Genomic DNA, 15397 nt, shown 5'->3' on the forward strand with positions numbered 1-15397 from the left:
TTCAACCTGCCTTTGCCATCTGCATCAGAGTAACGCGTTGTTGCAGGCGGCGCTGCGCCTGGTCGACAACCACGGCGATGATGATCACCAATCCCTTGATGACCATCTGCCAGAAGGACGAGACCCCCATCATCACCAGTCCATCCGAGAGAATGCCGATCACGAATGCTCCGATGATCGTGCCGCCGATCGTCCCGCGTCCGCCCGACATCGACGTGCCGCCAAGAACGGCTGCGGCGATCGCGTTGAGCTCGAAGCTTTCACCGGTCGCCGGGTGCGAGGCCATCAGCTCCGACGAGATGATGACGCCGACGATCGCGGCGCAAAGGCCGGAGAACATGTAGACGAAGATCTTCACGAGGTCGACGCGGATACCCGACATCCGTGCGGCGCGCTCGTTGCCGCCGACAGCAAAGATATGACGGCCAATTGGCGTCGAGCGCGCGACATAGGCGGCGAGCAGCGCAAGTACGATCAGAATCCAGATCGATACCGGCAGGCCGAGAATGCGCCCCGCGCCGAAGAAGTCGAAGCCGGTCGTGGCATATTCGGGCCGGCCAACAAGGTTCGGAAAGGTCTGGCCGTCCGACGAGAGCAGCGCCAGGCCGCGTGCGATGTAGAGGGTGCCGAGCGTCGCAATAAAGGGTGCGACGTTGAGCTTGGTAATCAGCAGACCATTGATGAGGCCGATGAAGAGGCCGATCGAAAGCGTGATGAGTACGATCTCGAAGAGGTTGAAATAGATGGTGTAGCCGATTGGTAGTTCGATGCCGTAAAGGATCAGACCGCCGGCGACCATGCCGCAAAGCCCGACGATCGATCCGACTGACAGGTCGATGCCGCCGGTGATGATGACGAAGGTCATGCCCATCGCCAGGAAGGCGTTGAGCGCGACGTGCTTCGACATCAGGATCATGTTTGCAGTCGAGGTGAAGTTCGGCGCGAAGATCGCAAAGAAGATGATAACGGCGAACAGCGCGATGAAAGTCCTGAGCTTCATCAGCGTCAGGAGTACAGAACCGTTCGCGCTCATCGGCGAAGTATTGGATGAGGTAGCCGCCGTCATGACGCGAGTTTCCCTTGATGTCCGTGTCCCTTGGCCGAAGCCGCGATAATGGCTTCTTCCGTGGCCTCGCTCCGGTCGAAGACGGCAACCAGTTGGCCGTTGCTCAGGACCGCGATTCGATCGGAAAGCGCCATGACCTCTTCGAGGTCAGAGGTCGAAAACAAAATGGCGAGCCCGTTTGCCGCAAGCCGGCGCATGGTGCGAAAGACGTCGGCCTTGGCGCCCACATCGATGCCGCGGCTTGGCTCGTCCATCAAAAGCACCTTTGGATTGGTCATCAGCGCCTTGCCGATGACCACCTTCTGCTGATTGCCGCCCGACATCGAGGTCACTTCGAAGTCCGGGTTGGGCGCCTTGATTGAAAGATCGCGGATCGCATCGCGAATGGCGTTCTTCTCTGCGCCGCTGTTGATATGGAAGAGGCGAGTGAAGCGACCAAGGCTCGCAAGGGTCAGGTTGGAGGCGATGGAAAGGACCTGCACCAGGCCTTCCCGCTGCCGGTCTTCCGGAATCAGGGCAAGCCCGCGTCGGATACGCCTCGTGGTGTCGCGGGCGCGAACTTCCTTGCCGTCGATGAAGATCTTGCCGGTCGAGTGCATGTGACGTCCGATCACGCATTCGAAGAACTCGCTGCGCCCCGCGCCCATGAGGCCATAAATGCCGAGTATTTCACCGGCCTTGACCGATAAGGAGACGTTGTTGACCGCAAGCCCACCCGTGGCTCGCGGCAGGCTGATGTTTTCGGCGCGAAAGACCTCGCTGCCGACGGCGTGGTCCACGGACTTTGCAAAATCCTTGGCGTCCGAGCCGATCATGGAACGCACGATCCAGCGCGTGTCGATATCGCGGACCATTGCCTGACCGGTGATTTGGCCGTCGCGTAGCACCGTGATGTAGTCACCGATCCGCATCAGCTCTTCCAGTCGGTGCGAGATGTAGACGATCGCGACGCCCTGGGCTTTGAGTTCGGCAATCACCTTAAACAGGATTTCGACTTCGGCGGCCGAAAGCGCCGAGGTTGGCTCGTCCATGATCAGGATACGCGCATTCAACGACATCGCCTTGGCGATCTCGACGAGCTGCTGCTGGCCGATAGGCAAATCCTCAACCATCGTCTCCCCGTCAATTCCGGCATCCAGACGCTTCAAAAATGCATTGGCTTTTTGGACCTGCGCCTTGTGATCGATACCGAAGAGGCCGCGCGTCATCTCGCGCGTGACGAAGATGTTTTCTGCGACCGACATGTTGGCGAAGAGGTTGAGCTCCTGAAAGATCATGCCGATGCCGTGCGCCTGCGCATCAGCCGGGCTGTTGAAGGATACCGGCTCGCCGTCAAGAATGATGCGGCCGTGCGTCGGGCGCTCGACGCCGGCGATGATCTTCATCAGTGTCGACTTGCCTGCGCCATTTTCGCCAACCAGGACGTTTACCGCGCCCTGGCGCAGTTCGAGATGGGCGCGTTTTACTGCGACGATACCCGAATAGACCTTCGACACATCGTCGAGTCGCAGGATGATGCCGTCCGTCGATGTCTCGTTTGCGGTCATGATCCCACCGTCAGTTCGGAGGGGGTGACGAGTGGAAGCTGGCCGCCGTTGGGGAGCGGAAAGGCGCCAATCGCCGTTACTGCCTTGCCGACCAGGCCTTCGCGCGGGACGGCGGACAGGAAGGCAGTATTGGCCTTTTCGTTGAATGCCTTGCCAAATTGCGCCCACTCGATCTGGTTCTTGAATTCGTTGAAATTGACAAAGTCCAGCGTGTCACGCAGCGCCGTGCCTCGCAGCGCCGGCCCGATCTGTACCTTCGCATCGGCCTTACCATCGCCATCGGCGTCGACATCGAGCGTTGCCGCGCGCGAGGCCGTATCGGCAGCAATGACCTTGCCGGTGATCTTTACCGCATACGTCCACGGCGAGCTGCTCTGCTTGCGCGGATTGCCGTATTTCTCGCCCGCCTGATCGGGGCTGGAGGTGGCCAGTTGCACGACGTCTTTGAGCTCGCCGGAGCGCTTCTCGAAATAGGGTATGACCTCGGACTGCCAGATCGCCTCGACCTTTGCGTTCGGGTCGAAGGCAGTCTTGGCGGCTGCCGCCGCCTTTTCTTCTGCGGTTGGCGTCTTGATGATCTTGCAACCGGGCAAGATCGCCGCCACGACAGCAGCGAGTAGGGCGCCCTTCATTCTCAACATGCAGTGAACCTCGACGTCATACGAAAAGAATTGCAGAGGGCGCAGCGCTGCCCCTCTGCAATCCGCGGCTGATTAGTTCGTCAGAGCGAAGGTCTCGAGCTTTTCAACATTGTCTGCGTTGATGAGAACGCAATCCATCAACTGCTTCTCTTCCTTGGGCGAGGTCTTGTTCTTGATGTAGGCGTCTGCCTGCTCGACAGCCAACTGAGCCTGTGCATAGGCGGGCTGCAGAACGGTCGCCTTGACGCCGCCAGACTTGATGGAGTCGCGCACGTCGTTGGAGCCGTCGAAGCCGACGACGATCACATCCTTGCGCCCGGCGGCCTGCAGTGCTGCGATCGCGCCCATGGCCATGGTGTCGTTGCCGGAGATGACACCCTTGATGTTTGGATTTGCCTGCAGGATGGTTTCCATCTTCGAGTAGGCTTCCGTCTGGCTCCAGTTCGCCGACTGTTTGGCGACAGACTTCAAGTCCGGATAGTCGTCAATGACGTCGTGATAGCCTTGCGAGCGGATGCCGGCATTGGTGTCAGACTCCTTGCCGACCAGCTCGACGTAGTTGCCTTTCTCGCCCATCAGCTTGACGAATTCCTGCGCGCCGAGCTGGGCGCCCTGGTAGTTGTTGGAGACGATCTGGGCGACAGCCACGCCGGTTGCGTTGATCTCGCGATCGATCAGGAAGGAGGGGATGCCCGCATCCTTTGCCTTCTTGACGGCCGCGACAGACGCGTCTGCTCCAGCGTTGTCGAGAATGATCGCCTTGGCGCCGCGTCCGATCGCGGTGTCGATCATTTCGGACTGCTTGTTGGCGTCGTCGCCATGCGTCATGACGAGGGCTTCGTAGCCAAGTTCCTTCGCCTTTGCTTCGGCGCCGACGGCTTCTGCCTTAAAGAAGGGATTGTCATGCGCCGGCGTGATGATGGCGATGAGATCGGCCGAATAGGCCGGAATGGCCGTCCCGAGCGCCAGTGCGCCGGCAAAGGCTGCAAGTGTCAGTCTACGCGTTAGTTTCATTTTTTCCTCCCGAGTGTGAACAAAACCCCGTCTCCCTTGGGGCGGTTGAGGGGAAGGCTTGGCCTTCCCCAAGCCGGTTCAGGTGATGCGCCGGATGCTTTCGGCGATCTCCTGTGGTTCGAATACCTTTTTCCAGTCGTCGCGCATCAGGGCTGGAATGCCGAACTCGATCGCCTTGTTGCAGGCATCTGAGAACACGCCGTCGACTTCCTTAAAGATGACCGCGCCGAGCACGTTCATATGGCCGAGCAGGAAGTCGCGGGCAGCTTCTTCAGGCACGCCGCGTGCAACGCATTCATCCATGGCCTGTCGCATGACGACGAGCAGCGATGCGCACACCGTTTCCGACAGCCCAGGTTCGAGCATGGCAAGCTGGTCGACCGTCACCCGGTGCGAGCGCATCACCGGGGCCCAGATGACCTTGGCGATTTCCTCACCAAGCGCGTAGGCGCTTTCTGGTCCCTGCATCAGCGCCGAGACAATGTGCTGCTTGGCGAACAGGCCGCCGAAGTGGTCCTTCTTCGCCTGCATGTCCGTCTCGTCGTTGAAGATTGGCGGATGACAGGGATGGGTGACGAAATAGGTGAGATCGTCGCGCTTTGGCAGGTGACCGGCAAAGGGGGCCGCAGCATCCAGCGCGACAACAATGGTGCCGGGCTTCAGCTTGTCGACGACGCTTACGGCGACTTTCCCGATCGCGGTGTCCGGTACGGCAAGGATAACCACTTCCGCGCCATCGAGGGCAGCATCGACCGGTAAGCAATCGAGGCCAAGATCATTCTTCAAACGGGCCTTACCTGCGTCGCTAACCTCAACGTGGCGCACGTCGAAACGCGAACCCTTGAGATTTTTTGCAAGCCGGTATCCCATTTTCCCGCCAGCGCCGAAGAGGGCAATCTTAGTCATGTTTCCTCACCTTTTGAGTTTTGGATAGGATCATATACTGGTATGATGAGTCAATCACCATATCACCACTTAATTGTTATATTGCGGGCTTTTCAGCGTCGAGCCGGTCGATCGCCTGCACATTTCCAGCCGACGGACCCTGCGGGTCGAATTCGGAAGCAAGCCAGACATCGACGATCGATTTCGCCAGTTCTGGCCCGATGACACGTGCGCCCATCGTAATGATTTGTGCGTTATTCGATTTTGCCGCACGCTCTGCGGAATAGGTATCGTGCGTGAGAGCAGCGCGAATGCCTGGCACCTTGTTTGCAGAAATACAGACGCCGATGCCGGTGCCGCAAATCAGGATGCCGCGTTGATGTTCGCCGTTGACAATCGTCTGGGCGAGACGCTGGGAAAGGTCGGCGTAGAAGCCGGATTGGCTAAGATCATGGACTTCCAGGTCGGCCTTGCTCCCAAGATGGGCAGCAATGACATCCAAGAGTGGTTTCCCAGCGCTATCTGCGCCAATTGCGATCTTCATAACAGGTTCCTTCACTCGCCTTCAGGCATGGAAATCAGCGTTCGATCGCCGCAGTAACGCGGCCAAGAATGTCGAGGTAACCGTCGACGGACCAAGCCGAGCGGCCGATGAACAGCCCGTCGATGTGCGCCTGGCTGATCAGTTCCTCGCAGTTTTGCGGATTGACGCTTCCGCCGTAGAGGACCGGCACCAAGCGTCCGAGAATGGATCTGGCCAATTCGGCGATCTTTCCGTGCCGCTCCGAGGCGTAGTCGGCTTTTGCCGGAATACCATTGACGCCGATCGCCCAGACGGGTTCGTAGGCGAGCAGGATCGGAGCGTGGTCGGCTGCGCTGCCCACGCCCGCCAAAGCTTTCTCGACCTGCCGCCGCAGGACAGCATCGGCTTGGCCTTGCTGGCGTTCCTGCAATGTCTCGCCGATGCAGATCAAGGGAATGAGACCGTGACGGATAGCGGCCGAAACCTTGAGGCCGACGGTTTCGTCGGTCTCCCCGAAATGCTCGCGTCGTTCGGAATGACCCAACTCGACGATGTCGAGCTCACAGTCCTTCAGCATCAAGGGAGAAATCTCCCCCGTCCAGGCACCAGCATCCTCCCAGTGCATGTTTTGAGCGCCGACCTTCACCGAAGTATCGGCAAGCGCGCGTTTGACCTCGCCGACAGCGGTAAACGAAGGAATGACAAACCGCTGTACGCGAACGTCTCGTTCGTCGTCTGTCTCGGCGAGGCGGCGCGCGAAGGCGAGCGCTTCCTCAACGGTCTTGTTCATCTTGAAGCTGGTGCCGACCCAGAAAACCATCTCAACTCTTCCTTCCATCGCGTATCTGCGCGAAATAACCGTCTGTTCCGACCTGGCCGCCTTTAAGAGCGATCTGCAGGCCGTTGGTCGGCTGATAGTCGCCGTGCGCGAGGCAAAGCGGCGACCCCGGCGTCTGGGGAAGCGGAAGAAGGGTCGTCAATGCGTCGATCTTCAACTGCCTGAGTGCGTGACTGGACGTGTCGCCACCGGCAATGACCGCTCGAGAAAGCCCTTCGCTCTCGATCAGGCGGCGCAAGACCGTGCCAAGTGCACGTCCGAGCTCGTGACGGGCGCCCGGAAGCTTGTCGATGTCGGCGCCGATGTCCGCAGATGGCCCGAGAGCGGTGTGGATGATGACGCTCTTGCCTTCCTTGAGCTTGTGGATGGCAGCCTGTACCGCTCGATCCACGCCGCGGCCGCCATCCTGCGAGATCAGTGCTAGCGGATCGAGAGCGATGCTCTCGAAGCCGTCATCGACTGCACTTCGGATTTGCCGCTCGGTCGTCGGCGATACGCTGCCTGACACGACGGCAAGGCGGTCGACGCCGCCGACGTCCGGAAACTCGACGCTGCTTTGGCTGATGACGCCGTTATGGCGCCATGCACGGAGAAGGGCATATTCGACCCCCGATGAACCAGCAACAAAGCTCCCGGATCTGCTCGTGAGGCGGAGTAATTGTTGGCCTGCAGCCTCTTGTGTCGCCGCAGAATCGACATCGATGAGCAGAATTCCGGACGCATTCAATACCAGTTCGTCGATCCTGGCATCGGCGTCGGTCGAGGTGATCGCGACAAGATCCGCGACCATGATAGGAACGCGAGTCTGCTTCGCCAGGTGGATTGCAAGATCGGCCTCGTCCATCGGTGTCACCGGATGGCGGCTCATCACCGGATGGCGATCGATGCGAAAGATACGGCCCTGGTAGGCGGCAAAGAGCGTGCCGAATGCCGTGTAGCGCTTCAATTGCGGCGCCCCGACGATGACGGGCACGATTGATTGCCCGAAGGTCGCGCGGCCTATCTCGATCGCCTTGCCGATACTGCCAATCTCCGGACCGGAATCGAAGGTCGAGCAGACCTTGTAGTGACAGATGGTTGCATCAAGCGACTTCAGCCATTCGAAAGCAGGCGACAGGTGCTGTTGCATCCAGGCGGGCGTCTCGCTGCGGCTTGTCCCCGCAATGCCGATTGCGCGACAATCCTTGAAGCGCGCCAGCATTTCGGGCGTGGGAACGTCGAGGTAGAGCACCGTCGCAACACCGTTCGATGCCAAGGCCTCCATGACATCGGTGGATCCGGTAAAGTCGTCCCCGTAATAGCTGACGAGAAGTCGATCCATAACCGTCACGCGCCTTTGCCGTCGCCGAATTTTGCAATGGAGGCGGCGAGCTCCGGATGATCCTTCGCGTAGATTTCCAACGGGATGTCTGCGACTGCGGCCTGCCAGGCCTGCTGCACGGCCCGAACGCCGGCCGCCGGGCCACCAGGGTGGCTGACAATGCCCCCGCCACACAGATAGAGAAGATCGATGGTACGGCCGGTCCGTCGATAGGTCTCCGGGGCCTGTCCTCCCCACTGGCCGGAACCGGCAACCGGAAGCGGACAATCGGAGGCATCAAATAGCGGCGCGCTGACCGCCTTGAAGGACGAGACAAAGCTTTCGTCCGGCTCCCAATACTTGATCCTGATGCCGTTGATCTGAAACTGGTCAACCCCGAGCAGCCGCCAGAATTGCTGATAGACCTTGAAGTCCATGCCGGCGCCTGGATCGCGCGTCAGCACGTCCCAACCGTTTCGATGCGCGTGCAACACCAGATTGGAGCGCTTGCGAACAAAGCTCATGCCGCCGAAGCCAATGGAGTTGATGTTGACGACAGCGCAGTTACCGCCAGCATTGGCAACAATGTCGTGGTTGCGCATCATTTCGTCGGGATCGGCATGCGAGATGCCGAAGGCATACATCACCTTCCTGCCGGTCTTCTGCTCGTGATCGAGAATGCGCGGCATGATCGCTGCGACGCGCTCCTTGAGCGGCGAATAAGCCGGGCTCATCAGCTTCTCGTCGTCCTTGATGAAGTCCACGCCGGACTCAATCAGCTCTCCGACGAGCTCTGCTGTTTCGTGTGGCCGCAGCCCGAGGGCCGGCTTGACGATCGTTCCGATGATCGGGCGCCCCGCAACGCCGGTCAAACGGCGGCTGCCGGGAATGCCGAACTGTGGTCCCGGATGCGCGCCCTTGAAGGCGTCGGGCAGCTTCATGTCGACGATGCGGATGCCGGTCATGCCCTTGATGGAATAGACGCCGCCGATCGCGATGGTCATCAATGCGGAAAGATCGGTACCGATCGCGTCCAGCGGAAAGGCGATGTCGACATCGGCGCGATGGAGCGGTGTGCCGGCAGCGACCTCCGGCCAAGTCGGATAGCTCGTACCTTCGAGCGGGCGGATCGCCAGCACGCGTGCAGCGACACGTGATTTCAATTCTTCAGTCTCACCAGGAACGGGCACGAAGGTTCCGGTCGACTGGTCGCTTGCGATTTTGTCCGCCATCGCCTCGACGCTCCCAGGCGTCTCGATGCGGTAGGTCAGGGTAATCATCATGAATTGCAGGTTGCTCCTCTCGCCACGAAAGATTGTCATGGCGTCAACTCATGATCTGGTATAATGAGTATTCCAACTGATGAAAAGCAAAATGTTTGGATGCGCGAATTTTCATCGCGAGCTTTGTTCTCAACATGGAAAATGCTAGGAGGAGACATTTTGAGCCAGCGAGATGTCATGACCCAACCCCTCGAACAAATCGTGCGTCGGAAACTGTCCGACGAAGTGTTTGATCGACTCGAGCGAATGATCACGTCAGGCGAGCTTCAGCCAGGCGATGAAATGCCATCTGAGCGCGTGCTCATGGAACGCTTCGGCGTTGGGCGGCCGGCCATCAGAGAGGCTATGCAGTCTCTCGCGAACAAAGGGCTTGTCAGTATTTCGCACGGTGAGCGGGCGAAGGTTCTCAGGTTGACGGCGAAGTCAATCTTTCGCCAGGTCGATCTGACCGCGAAGATCATGTTGTCACAATCGGCCGACTCGCTGGAGCATCTCAAAAGTGCGCGCATCTTCTTCGAGCGCGGCATGGCGCGCGAGGCCGCCCAGCGCGCATCCGCAAATGACATCGATGATCTGCGGGAGATCATCGAGCGCCAGCGCATGTCACTTGGGCGAGCCGAAGAGTTCATCGATGCGGATATGGAGTTTCACACCCGCATCGCGCAGATTTCTGGCAATCCGATCTACGTCGCCGTCAGTGAAGCGATGCTCGCATGGCTGAAGGAATACCATACCGAGATGCTCATCTGGACCGGTAAGGAAAAGTTCACGTTGGCCGAACACGAGGAGATTGTGGACCGCTTGGCTGCGAATGATGTGGATGGGTCGGAGATGGCACTCCTTAAACATCTCGAGCGGTCGAGAGCGCTATACGCGAAGTAACCTCACGGTGCCCATCGGACGTAAGCTACTGATTTCGTCAGAATTTGACCGAACGGTCCATTGGCAACACGAAGTGTAAGTCAGGTGCGGGTTTCGTCGGAGACGGCTGAAAGCGTGCCGACGGCAGGTCTCCGTCCTTCGACCCGAGGCACCGGAGGTGACGATGACGCAAATTGATCTTGCACGCCTGGCCGTTGATACCGCCATGCGTTGCTGACCGTTAGTGGATCATACGGGGGCCAGAATAATGCGGAAGAAGGCAAGCTATCTCGTCTTCCAGGCCACGACAAAACTCCTCACTGTCGACGATCGAATCGAGGCTCGCGAACGTTCGCTGCCGAAGCCGATCCCGCTGTTGGAGAGCCTGACTGTAGGACACAAACAGGTCATGCATTTGGTTGGCCTTGCATAAATATGGACGGAGGTCGGGTCGCCTCATCAAAAATGACGCCAGGCCATGCTTGAACCGATCCATCTCACCGTCATTCATCGTATTCGCCCGATGAGCCGTTCTAAACTCTGCCTGCTCGCGCAAGCCTGAATGGCAAGAAAGCTTGCAGGGCCATTCGAAAAACGAAGATGTGGTGACACAGTTCCAGGAGAGAAACGGAGATCTCACCATAGTGTGTCAGTGACCCTTCATGAAGCGCCTTGCGAGTTAGGAGGGGTCCGGGCGTTAGCGCAAACCGGACGTCAATTGCAAGGCGGACAAGGAGGGAAACCACTTGTCTTTGTTTGGAGGGCTTCGCGTGCAAATGGTTCCGGGTGGGCGGTGTCGACTATCTTCTTCGACGGACCGAACTCCAGCGAATGGGCCTTTCGTCCTCCACTCCAACTCTGGGATTGAGGGCGCTCTTGTGGCCAAGCGGAGCGTTGTATGCCGCAGCAAAGGTCGGGCACGTTGCAGCCTGGACCTCAGATGCCCATTCGTTGTCAAGATCATGCAAATGCGTGAGTGGACGGGGCGAATTTATGCGCCTCATGCAGCCGCCGTGACAGCCGCTGACGGCAGATGTCCGATAACCACACGTCGCGGGACCAAAGTCCGATGCGGGCGGTATCGGGGAAAGCTATAGTTCACTCAATTGCCATCCACCCTTGTGGTGGCAATGAGCCTTGGTTGGAAGGGGATAGCCAGGGTTCGGGCAGCAAAGGGGGCCTCATGGGTCCCGCTGACTATGAGGTCCCTTGTGCTGTGGTATGGCACCTCTGTTTCGGCCCCGGCGCTCAAACTCCGGTTGCGCCGTCGCGTCTTCAATCTGCTTTGCTCTCCAGGGAATGTCCAACGCTGTTGGCCTTGGTCGCATCGTTTGATTTCGTCGATCGGCAGACCAGGGCGTCGGAAAGTGACCGCCATGATGCTGAAATGGGGCCCTGTGCCGAGCGCCCCAAGATCGGTTAGACAAGTGGCGCACGGCCCGTGACCAGAAGATCCTCTTCATCGTCACGCTGCCTGCCACCGAGCGCGGCTGCGGCTGAGGCGATGAAGGCGCCGATCAGCAAAGAGAGCGATCCGATCAGGGCCGTCGTCGCGGCAGCTTTGCGAGCCTTGTCTGCGACCTGTTGGGCAGCCACTTTGGTCGTCGACCTGCTTCAGAACGGTGTCGACCCTTTTGCGGGCGTCGGTATCGGAGAGACCCGTCCGGGCTGACACTATGCGTGCAATGTAAGCTTTGTCTCCATCTGGCACCTGACCGTTCACAGCGCCTTGCAGAAGGATGCGCGACACCTCGGCCGTTGCCGCGCCAGCATCGTCTGGCGCGCGCTCGCTCACTTGCTCCGGACGGAGAAGCGCATCAGCGAAGTAGGACGTGGAAAGATCGGGACCAGTCGTTGACGACGAGGCGGCCGCAGTGCCCGCAGCGCCCGCTGCCGTGGCAACCGTTCCGGCTGCACTGGCACCGGCCCCAGCCAGCGACGTTAGTGATGATGCTAAAAATCCAGCGACGAAGACGGTCGCCAAGGCCCAACTCAGGAAGCCATGAGCGGTATCGCGGAAGAATACTTCGTCGGTATGGACCGCAGCCCATTTGGTTCGAAGGCGACCCGTCAGATATCCGCCAAGCGCAGAGGACAGCCACTGTACGAGGACAAGCCAGATCGCCGCGGTCACACCGACCGTGGCGGCGGAGCTACTCTGCGCCGACCAAGGAGAGACCATTGTCAGGCCCACGGCGGAACCGAGCAGAAGGAGAATGAGAGTCACGCCCGTGGCGGCGATGGCGCCTCCTATGATCGGCCCCCACGAGATGGCGGACCTTGAAGATTCGACAGGAGTTAACTCGCCGACCTGGACTTCGGACGGGGACATGTCGGCTCCTATCGTACGAACAGAGCGAGAAGGATGATGATCGGAATCGGAACGCCTAAGAGCCAGAGAAGAATGCCACGACCCATTTTCGAGTCCTCCAGTTAGAACAATCGTATCTGCGGTGGAAAATGGAACGCATTTTGGAAGTAATGGTTCCGAAAGGACAATGGAGAGCCGGAAGGCGGCGACAAGACTCAGGATTACTCATCAGAGCCAGAAGATCACGGTTGCCGCGATGCTTACGCTTGAGCAGAAGGTGCGCGCGCAGCGGTCATATCGGGGCGTGAATGCGACGCCAGTGCATGAGTTCTTGTGAGGACCGTATTCCATTGGCGGGTCACGCCAGCGCAATCCGTTGCGAATGACGAAGACAGTGCCGCTTATGATCTTACGGTCATCCACACGCGGAATGCCGCGGGACAATGGAAAGTCTTTTAGTCGGCGCATGTGCGCTTGGGATCACAGCATTAAATCACGCATTGCAGTGCCTCCTTGCACTGCAATTCGATTTCCCTCGAGATGGCTGCAAGTGGCAAATGCCGCGGGCTTCTATAGGCCCCAGACGTCACTTCACAGCGACGACGACCTTCCCCTTCGCACGACCCGTCTCGACATAGCCGAGCGCCTCGTCGGTCCGCTCGAACGGGAAGACCCGATCCACGACCGGTCGGATGACACCGGCCTCGATCAGGGAGGTAATCCGACCAAGCTGCCCACCATTCGCTGTCATGAACAGAAACGAATAGTTGATCGCCTGGCGTTTCGATTTTCTCCTGATTCCGAAGCTGAGGACGCGCATGACCTGTTGAAGCAGCCAGCCGGAGCCGTTTTGCCTCGCGAAGTCCGGATCAGGCGGACCGGAAATCGAGATCAGCTTTCCGCCGGGTTTCAGCACAGAAAGGGATTTCTCCAGCGTATCCTTCCCAAGGCTGTTCAGCACGACGTCATAGCCCTGCAGCACTTCCTCGAAGTCATCCTTCTTGTAGTCGATCACCACGTCTGCCCCGAGGCTTTTCACAAGAGCGATATTGGCCGTGCTCGTGGTTGTGGCCACATACGCTCCGAGATGCTTGGCAAGCTGGATTGCGATCGTGCCCACACCGCCCGAACCGGCATGGATCATCACCTTCTGCCCCTTCCGCAAGTTTGCCCGCTCGACCAGCACCTGCCATGCTGTGAGGGCGACAAGCGGAACGGATGCGGCCTCTTCCATCGTCAGATTGCTCGGCTTCATTGCCACATCGGCCTCATCGATGGCGATATACTCTGCGAATGTCCCGATGCGATCTTGGGCCGGACGTGCATAGACCTCGTCACCGGGCTTGAAATGCCGCACCTTGGTCCCGACCCGGACAACGACGCCGGCGACATCGTTGCCCAGCACCAGTGGAAGCCGGTAGGGCAGGATGAGCTTGAACTCCCCGTCCCGGATCTTGCTGTCCAGGACGTTCACGCCGGCGGCATGAATCTCGACCATGACGTCGTTCTCACGTAACTCAGGCACCGGACTTTCGCCGAGCCGCAAAACGCCGCCCTTCTTATAGCGATCGATCAGGAATGATTTCATCAGATTACCTTTCGTTTCTGTGGTGAGCCGGCAGCGCCCGGAGTGCAGCGACAACACTCAATCGGGAAGTCTGTTGAATTTCCGAAGGTTCTTGTCGACGAAGGCCTCGGGCAGGAAGCGCCGTATGAAGCGGACCTGTCGCGCAGCCTTTCCAGCCGTGTAGCGGCGTTTGGGCGATGCCGCATTGGCGGCCCTTACGACGGCTTCGGCCACCACCTCGGGTGCATCGCCCTTCGCGACAATCTCGCGCATCAACCTCTCTGCGCCGGCGCGAACCGTATCGTAGACGCCAAGTGGCCGATCCGGTCGCGTGATGTTCTCTTCGAAGGAGGTGCGTGTGACGCCCGGCTCGACAAGCACGATGCGGATGCCCTGCGTTCGCACTTCATGGTCGAGAGACTCCGAATAGCCTTCGATGGCGTGCTTGGTCGATGCGTAAAGAGCGTTGTAGGGGGCGGGGATCAGCCCGAGTATTGAACTGAGGTTGACGATACGACCTTGACGCTGTCGTCTCATCACTGGCAGCACCCCATTTGTCATGCGTATGGTGCCGAATACGTTCACATCGAATACGGCCTTGGCCTGTTCCGTCGTGGATTCCTCAGCACCGCCCAGCAATCCGATCCCGGCATTGTTGATGAGAAGATCGATCCTCCCAGCGCGGCTTAGAACCTCGTCGACAACGCTCTCTACGGCTGCATCGTTGGTCACGTCGCAGATGAGCATCGTGATCCCATCCGCAGTGTCGGGCATCGGCTTTCGGCTGGTGCCGAAGACACGATAGCCATCGCGCTGCAGCGCTTGTGCCGTTACCAGCCCGATGCCGGAGGACGCACCTGTGACCAGGGCAATGCCGCGTTCTGTCTTTCTCATCGACGTCTGCCTTCATTTTTGTCGTGGAACATGGTTTCGCATTCTGTTACTATCAAATCGATAGCGAGTCACTACTAAAAAGATATCGACATGAAGAATCTTTCGGACCAACCGTGCCTGATTGCCCGCAGCCTGGCGCTCGTGGGCGATGCGTGGAGCATGCTGATCATGCGCGACGCCCATGCGGGGCTGACCCGCTTCGATGATTTTCGCAGGAGCCTCGGTATCGCGCCGACGATGCTGACGGGGCGGCTTTCATCACTGACCGAGGAGGGGTTGCTGGAAAAGCGCCGCTATTCCGACCGTCCTCCGCGGGACGAATATGTGCTGACGGAAGCGGGCCGCGACTTTCTGCCGGTTCTATTTGCGATCGGCGCGTGGGGGCGCAAGCATCGCGGCGGCGGCAAGGTGACCCGTTTCTTCGACGCCGAGACCGGAACCGAGATCGATCCCGTCACCATCGACCGCGCAACCGGCGCTCCGGTCGGAACACGTCCCATTCGTATCGCCGCACCTGAATGAACGGCCCGACGGCAGATGAAGCAGCGCGCTAACTGCTCCTGCTGCACGCTCTCTTCCGGCACAAAGTTGCAGGTGGTAGCCCGTTCGTCGGGCGATGCCTCATGGCAGTTGCTGCCAAATGCTGATGCCAGATTAATAGGTCGTG

14 protein-coding genes and 2 pseudogenes are annotated in these 15397 nt (G+C 59.2%); 3 read left to right on the forward strand and 13 right to left on the reverse strand.

Translation table 11 applies throughout. From position 1 onward, the window contains the following. Nucleotide 1: 1 nt before the first annotated feature. The 9 genes from ACSQ9D_RS31395 to oiaX all read right to left on the reverse strand — a co-directional run bounded on the left by ACSQ9D_RS31395 (nt 2) and on the right by oiaX (nt 9097). Complete coding sequence (locus ACSQ9D_RS31395; protein WP_436285677.1) at nt 2-1066, reverse strand: ABC transporter permease; 1065 nt, start codon at nt 1064-1066, stop codon at nt 2-4. After that, a complete protein-coding gene (locus ACSQ9D_RS31400) occupies nt 1063-2613 on the reverse strand; it encodes a sugar ABC transporter ATP-binding protein (RefSeq protein ID WP_436285678.1) in 1551 nt (516 codons plus the stop codon). Before ACSQ9D_RS31400 ends, ACSQ9D_RS31395 begins: the two co-directional genes overlap by 4 nt. Next, complete coding sequence (locus ACSQ9D_RS31405) at nt 2610-3254, reverse strand: DUF2291 family protein (protein WP_436285679.1); 645 nt, start codon at nt 3252-3254, stop codon at nt 2610-2612. Before ACSQ9D_RS31405 ends, ACSQ9D_RS31400 begins: the two co-directional genes overlap by 4 nt. 72 nt (nt 3255-3326) lie before the next feature. Then, complete coding sequence (locus tag ACSQ9D_RS31410; protein WP_436285680.1) at nt 3327-4268, reverse strand: D-ribose ABC transporter substrate-binding protein; 942 nt, start codon at nt 4266-4268, stop codon at nt 3327-3329. A gap of 78 nt (nt 4269-4346) precedes the next feature. Beyond that, entirely contained in the window at nt 4347-5174 is an 828-nt protein-coding gene (locus ACSQ9D_RS31415) for a phosphogluconate dehydrogenase C-terminal domain-containing protein (protein WP_436285681.1), read from the reverse strand. A 76-nt stretch (nt 5175-5250) separates the two neighbouring features. After that, nucleotides 5251-5697, reverse strand: a complete 447-nt coding sequence (gene derI / locus ACSQ9D_RS31420; RefSeq protein WP_436285682.1) for a D-erythrulose-4-phosphate isomerase — start codon at nt 5695-5697, stop codon at nt 5251-5253. A 34-nt stretch (nt 5698-5731) separates the two neighbouring features. Further along, the gene (locus ACSQ9D_RS31425; protein WP_436285683.1) at nt 5732-6496 is read right to left on the reverse strand and encodes a triose-phosphate isomerase; all 765 of its coding nucleotides are present in this window, start codon (nt 6494-6496) and stop codon (nt 5732-5734) included. Nucleotide 6497: 1 nt separating this feature from the next. Next, nucleotides 6498-7835, reverse strand: a complete 1338-nt coding sequence (locus ACSQ9D_RS31430) for a four-carbon acid sugar kinase family protein (RefSeq protein WP_436285684.1) — start codon at nt 7833-7835, stop codon at nt 6498-6500. Nucleotides 7836-7840: 5 nt separating this feature from the next. Beyond that, nucleotides 7841-9097, reverse strand: coding sequence for a 3-oxo-isoapionate-4-phosphate decarboxylase OiaX (gene oiaX / locus ACSQ9D_RS31435; protein WP_436285967.1), 1257 nt, complete (start codon nt 9095-9097; stop codon nt 7841-7843). 177 nt (nt 9098-9274) lie between these two features. Here oiaX and ACSQ9D_RS31440 point away from each other — a divergent pair, with 177 nt between their 5' ends. Then, nucleotides 9275-9979, forward strand: coding sequence for a transcriptional regulator NanR (locus ACSQ9D_RS31440; protein ID WP_436285968.1), 705 nt, complete (start codon nt 9275-9277; stop codon nt 9977-9979). Between the two features lie 247 nt (nt 9980-10226). Further along, nucleotides 10227-10391 (forward strand): hypothetical protein, encoded by a 165-nt coding sequence (locus ACSQ9D_RS31445; RefSeq protein WP_436285685.1) that lies wholly within the window; start codon nt 10227-10229, stop codon nt 10389-10391. Between the two features lie 986 nt (nt 10392-11377). Here ACSQ9D_RS31445 and ACSQ9D_RS31450 read toward each other — a convergent pair. From ACSQ9D_RS31450 to ACSQ9D_RS31465, 4 genes and pseudogenes are all read right to left on the reverse strand, one after another. After that, nucleotides 11378-12290, reverse strand: a pseudogene (locus ACSQ9D_RS31450) (hypothetical protein). 309 nt (nt 12291-12599) lie between these two features. Further along, a pseudogene (locus tag ACSQ9D_RS31455) lies at nt 12600-12737 on the reverse strand (IS5/IS1182 family transposase); the annotation flags it as partial. A 118-nt stretch (nt 12738-12855) separates the two neighbouring features. Continuing rightward, entirely contained in the window at nt 12856-13857 is a 1002-nt protein-coding gene (locus ACSQ9D_RS31460; RefSeq protein WP_436285686.1) for an NADP-dependent oxidoreductase, read from the reverse strand. Nucleotides 13858-13914: 57 nt separating this feature from the next. Next, on the reverse strand, nt 13915-14730 hold the full coding sequence (locus ACSQ9D_RS31465; protein WP_436285687.1) for an oxidoreductase: 816 nt from the start codon (nt 14728-14730) through the stop codon (nt 13915-13917). Nucleotides 14731-14820: 90 nt separating this feature from the next. Between ACSQ9D_RS31465 and ACSQ9D_RS31470 the strand changes: the two genes are divergently transcribed. After that, nucleotides 14821-15252, forward strand: coding sequence for a winged helix-turn-helix transcriptional regulator (locus ACSQ9D_RS31470; protein WP_436285688.1), 432 nt, complete (start codon nt 14821-14823; stop codon nt 15250-15252). The last annotated feature ends 145 nt before the right edge of the window (nt 15253-15397 follow it).

The sequence above is a fragment of the Rhizobium sp. LjRoot258 genome (assembly GCF_964254185.1).
GTDB lineage: Bacteria > Pseudomonadota > Alphaproteobacteria > Rhizobiales > Rhizobiaceae > Rhizobium.

What these genes read in the sequence shown, in the direction of transcription:
- ACSQ9D_RS31395 (WP_436285677.1), bottom strand. Translation starts at nt 1,066, where the DNA reads ATGACGGCGGCTACCTCATCCAATACTTCGCCGATGAGCGCGAACGGT.
- ACSQ9D_RS31400 (WP_436285678.1), bottom strand. Translation starts at nt 2,613, where the DNA reads ATGACCGCAAACGAGACATCGACGGACGGCATCATCCTGCGACTCGAC.
- ACSQ9D_RS31405 (WP_436285679.1), bottom strand. Translation starts at nt 3,254, where the DNA reads ATGTTGAGAATGAAGGGCGCCCTACTCGCTGCTGTCGTGGCGGCGATC.
- ACSQ9D_RS31410 (WP_436285680.1), bottom strand. Translation starts at nt 4,268, where the DNA reads ATGAAACTAACGCGTAGACTGACACTTGCAGCCTTTGCCGGCGCACTG.
- ACSQ9D_RS31415 (WP_436285681.1), bottom strand. Translation starts at nt 5,174, where the DNA reads ATGACTAAGATTGCCCTCTTCGGCGCTGGCGGGAAAATGGGATACCGG.
- derI (WP_436285682.1), bottom strand. Translation starts at nt 5,697, where the DNA reads ATGAAGATCGCAATTGGCGCAGATAGCGCTGGGAAACCACTCTTGGAT.
- ACSQ9D_RS31425 (WP_436285683.1), bottom strand. Translation starts at nt 6,496, where the DNA reads ATGGTTTTCTGGGTCGGCACCAGCTTCAAGATGAACAAGACCGTTGAG.
- ACSQ9D_RS31430 (WP_436285684.1), bottom strand. Translation starts at nt 7,835, where the DNA reads ATGGATCGACTTCTCGTCAGCTATTACGGGGACGACTTTACCGGATCC.
- oiaX (WP_436285967.1), bottom strand. Translation starts at nt 9,097, where the DNA reads ATGATGATTACCCTGACCTACCGCATCGAGACGCCTGGGAGCGTCGAG.
- ACSQ9D_RS31440 (WP_436285968.1), top strand. Translation starts at nt 9,275, where the DNA reads ATGACCCAACCCCTCGAACAAATCGTGCGTCGGAAACTGTCCGACGAA.
- ACSQ9D_RS31445 (WP_436285685.1), top strand. Translation starts at nt 10,227, where the DNA reads ATGCGGAAGAAGGCAAGCTATCTCGTCTTCCAGGCCACGACAAAACTC.
- ACSQ9D_RS31460 (WP_436285686.1), bottom strand. Translation starts at nt 13,857, where the DNA reads ATGAAATCATTCCTGATCGATCGCTATAAGAAGGGCGGCGTTTTGCGG.
- ACSQ9D_RS31465 (WP_436285687.1), bottom strand. Translation starts at nt 14,730, where the DNA reads ATGAGAAAGACAGAACGCGGCATTGCCCTGGTCACAGGTGCGTCCTCC.
- ACSQ9D_RS31470 (WP_436285688.1), top strand. Translation starts at nt 14,821, where the DNA reads ATGAAGAATCTTTCGGACCAACCGTGCCTGATTGCCCGCAGCCTGGCG.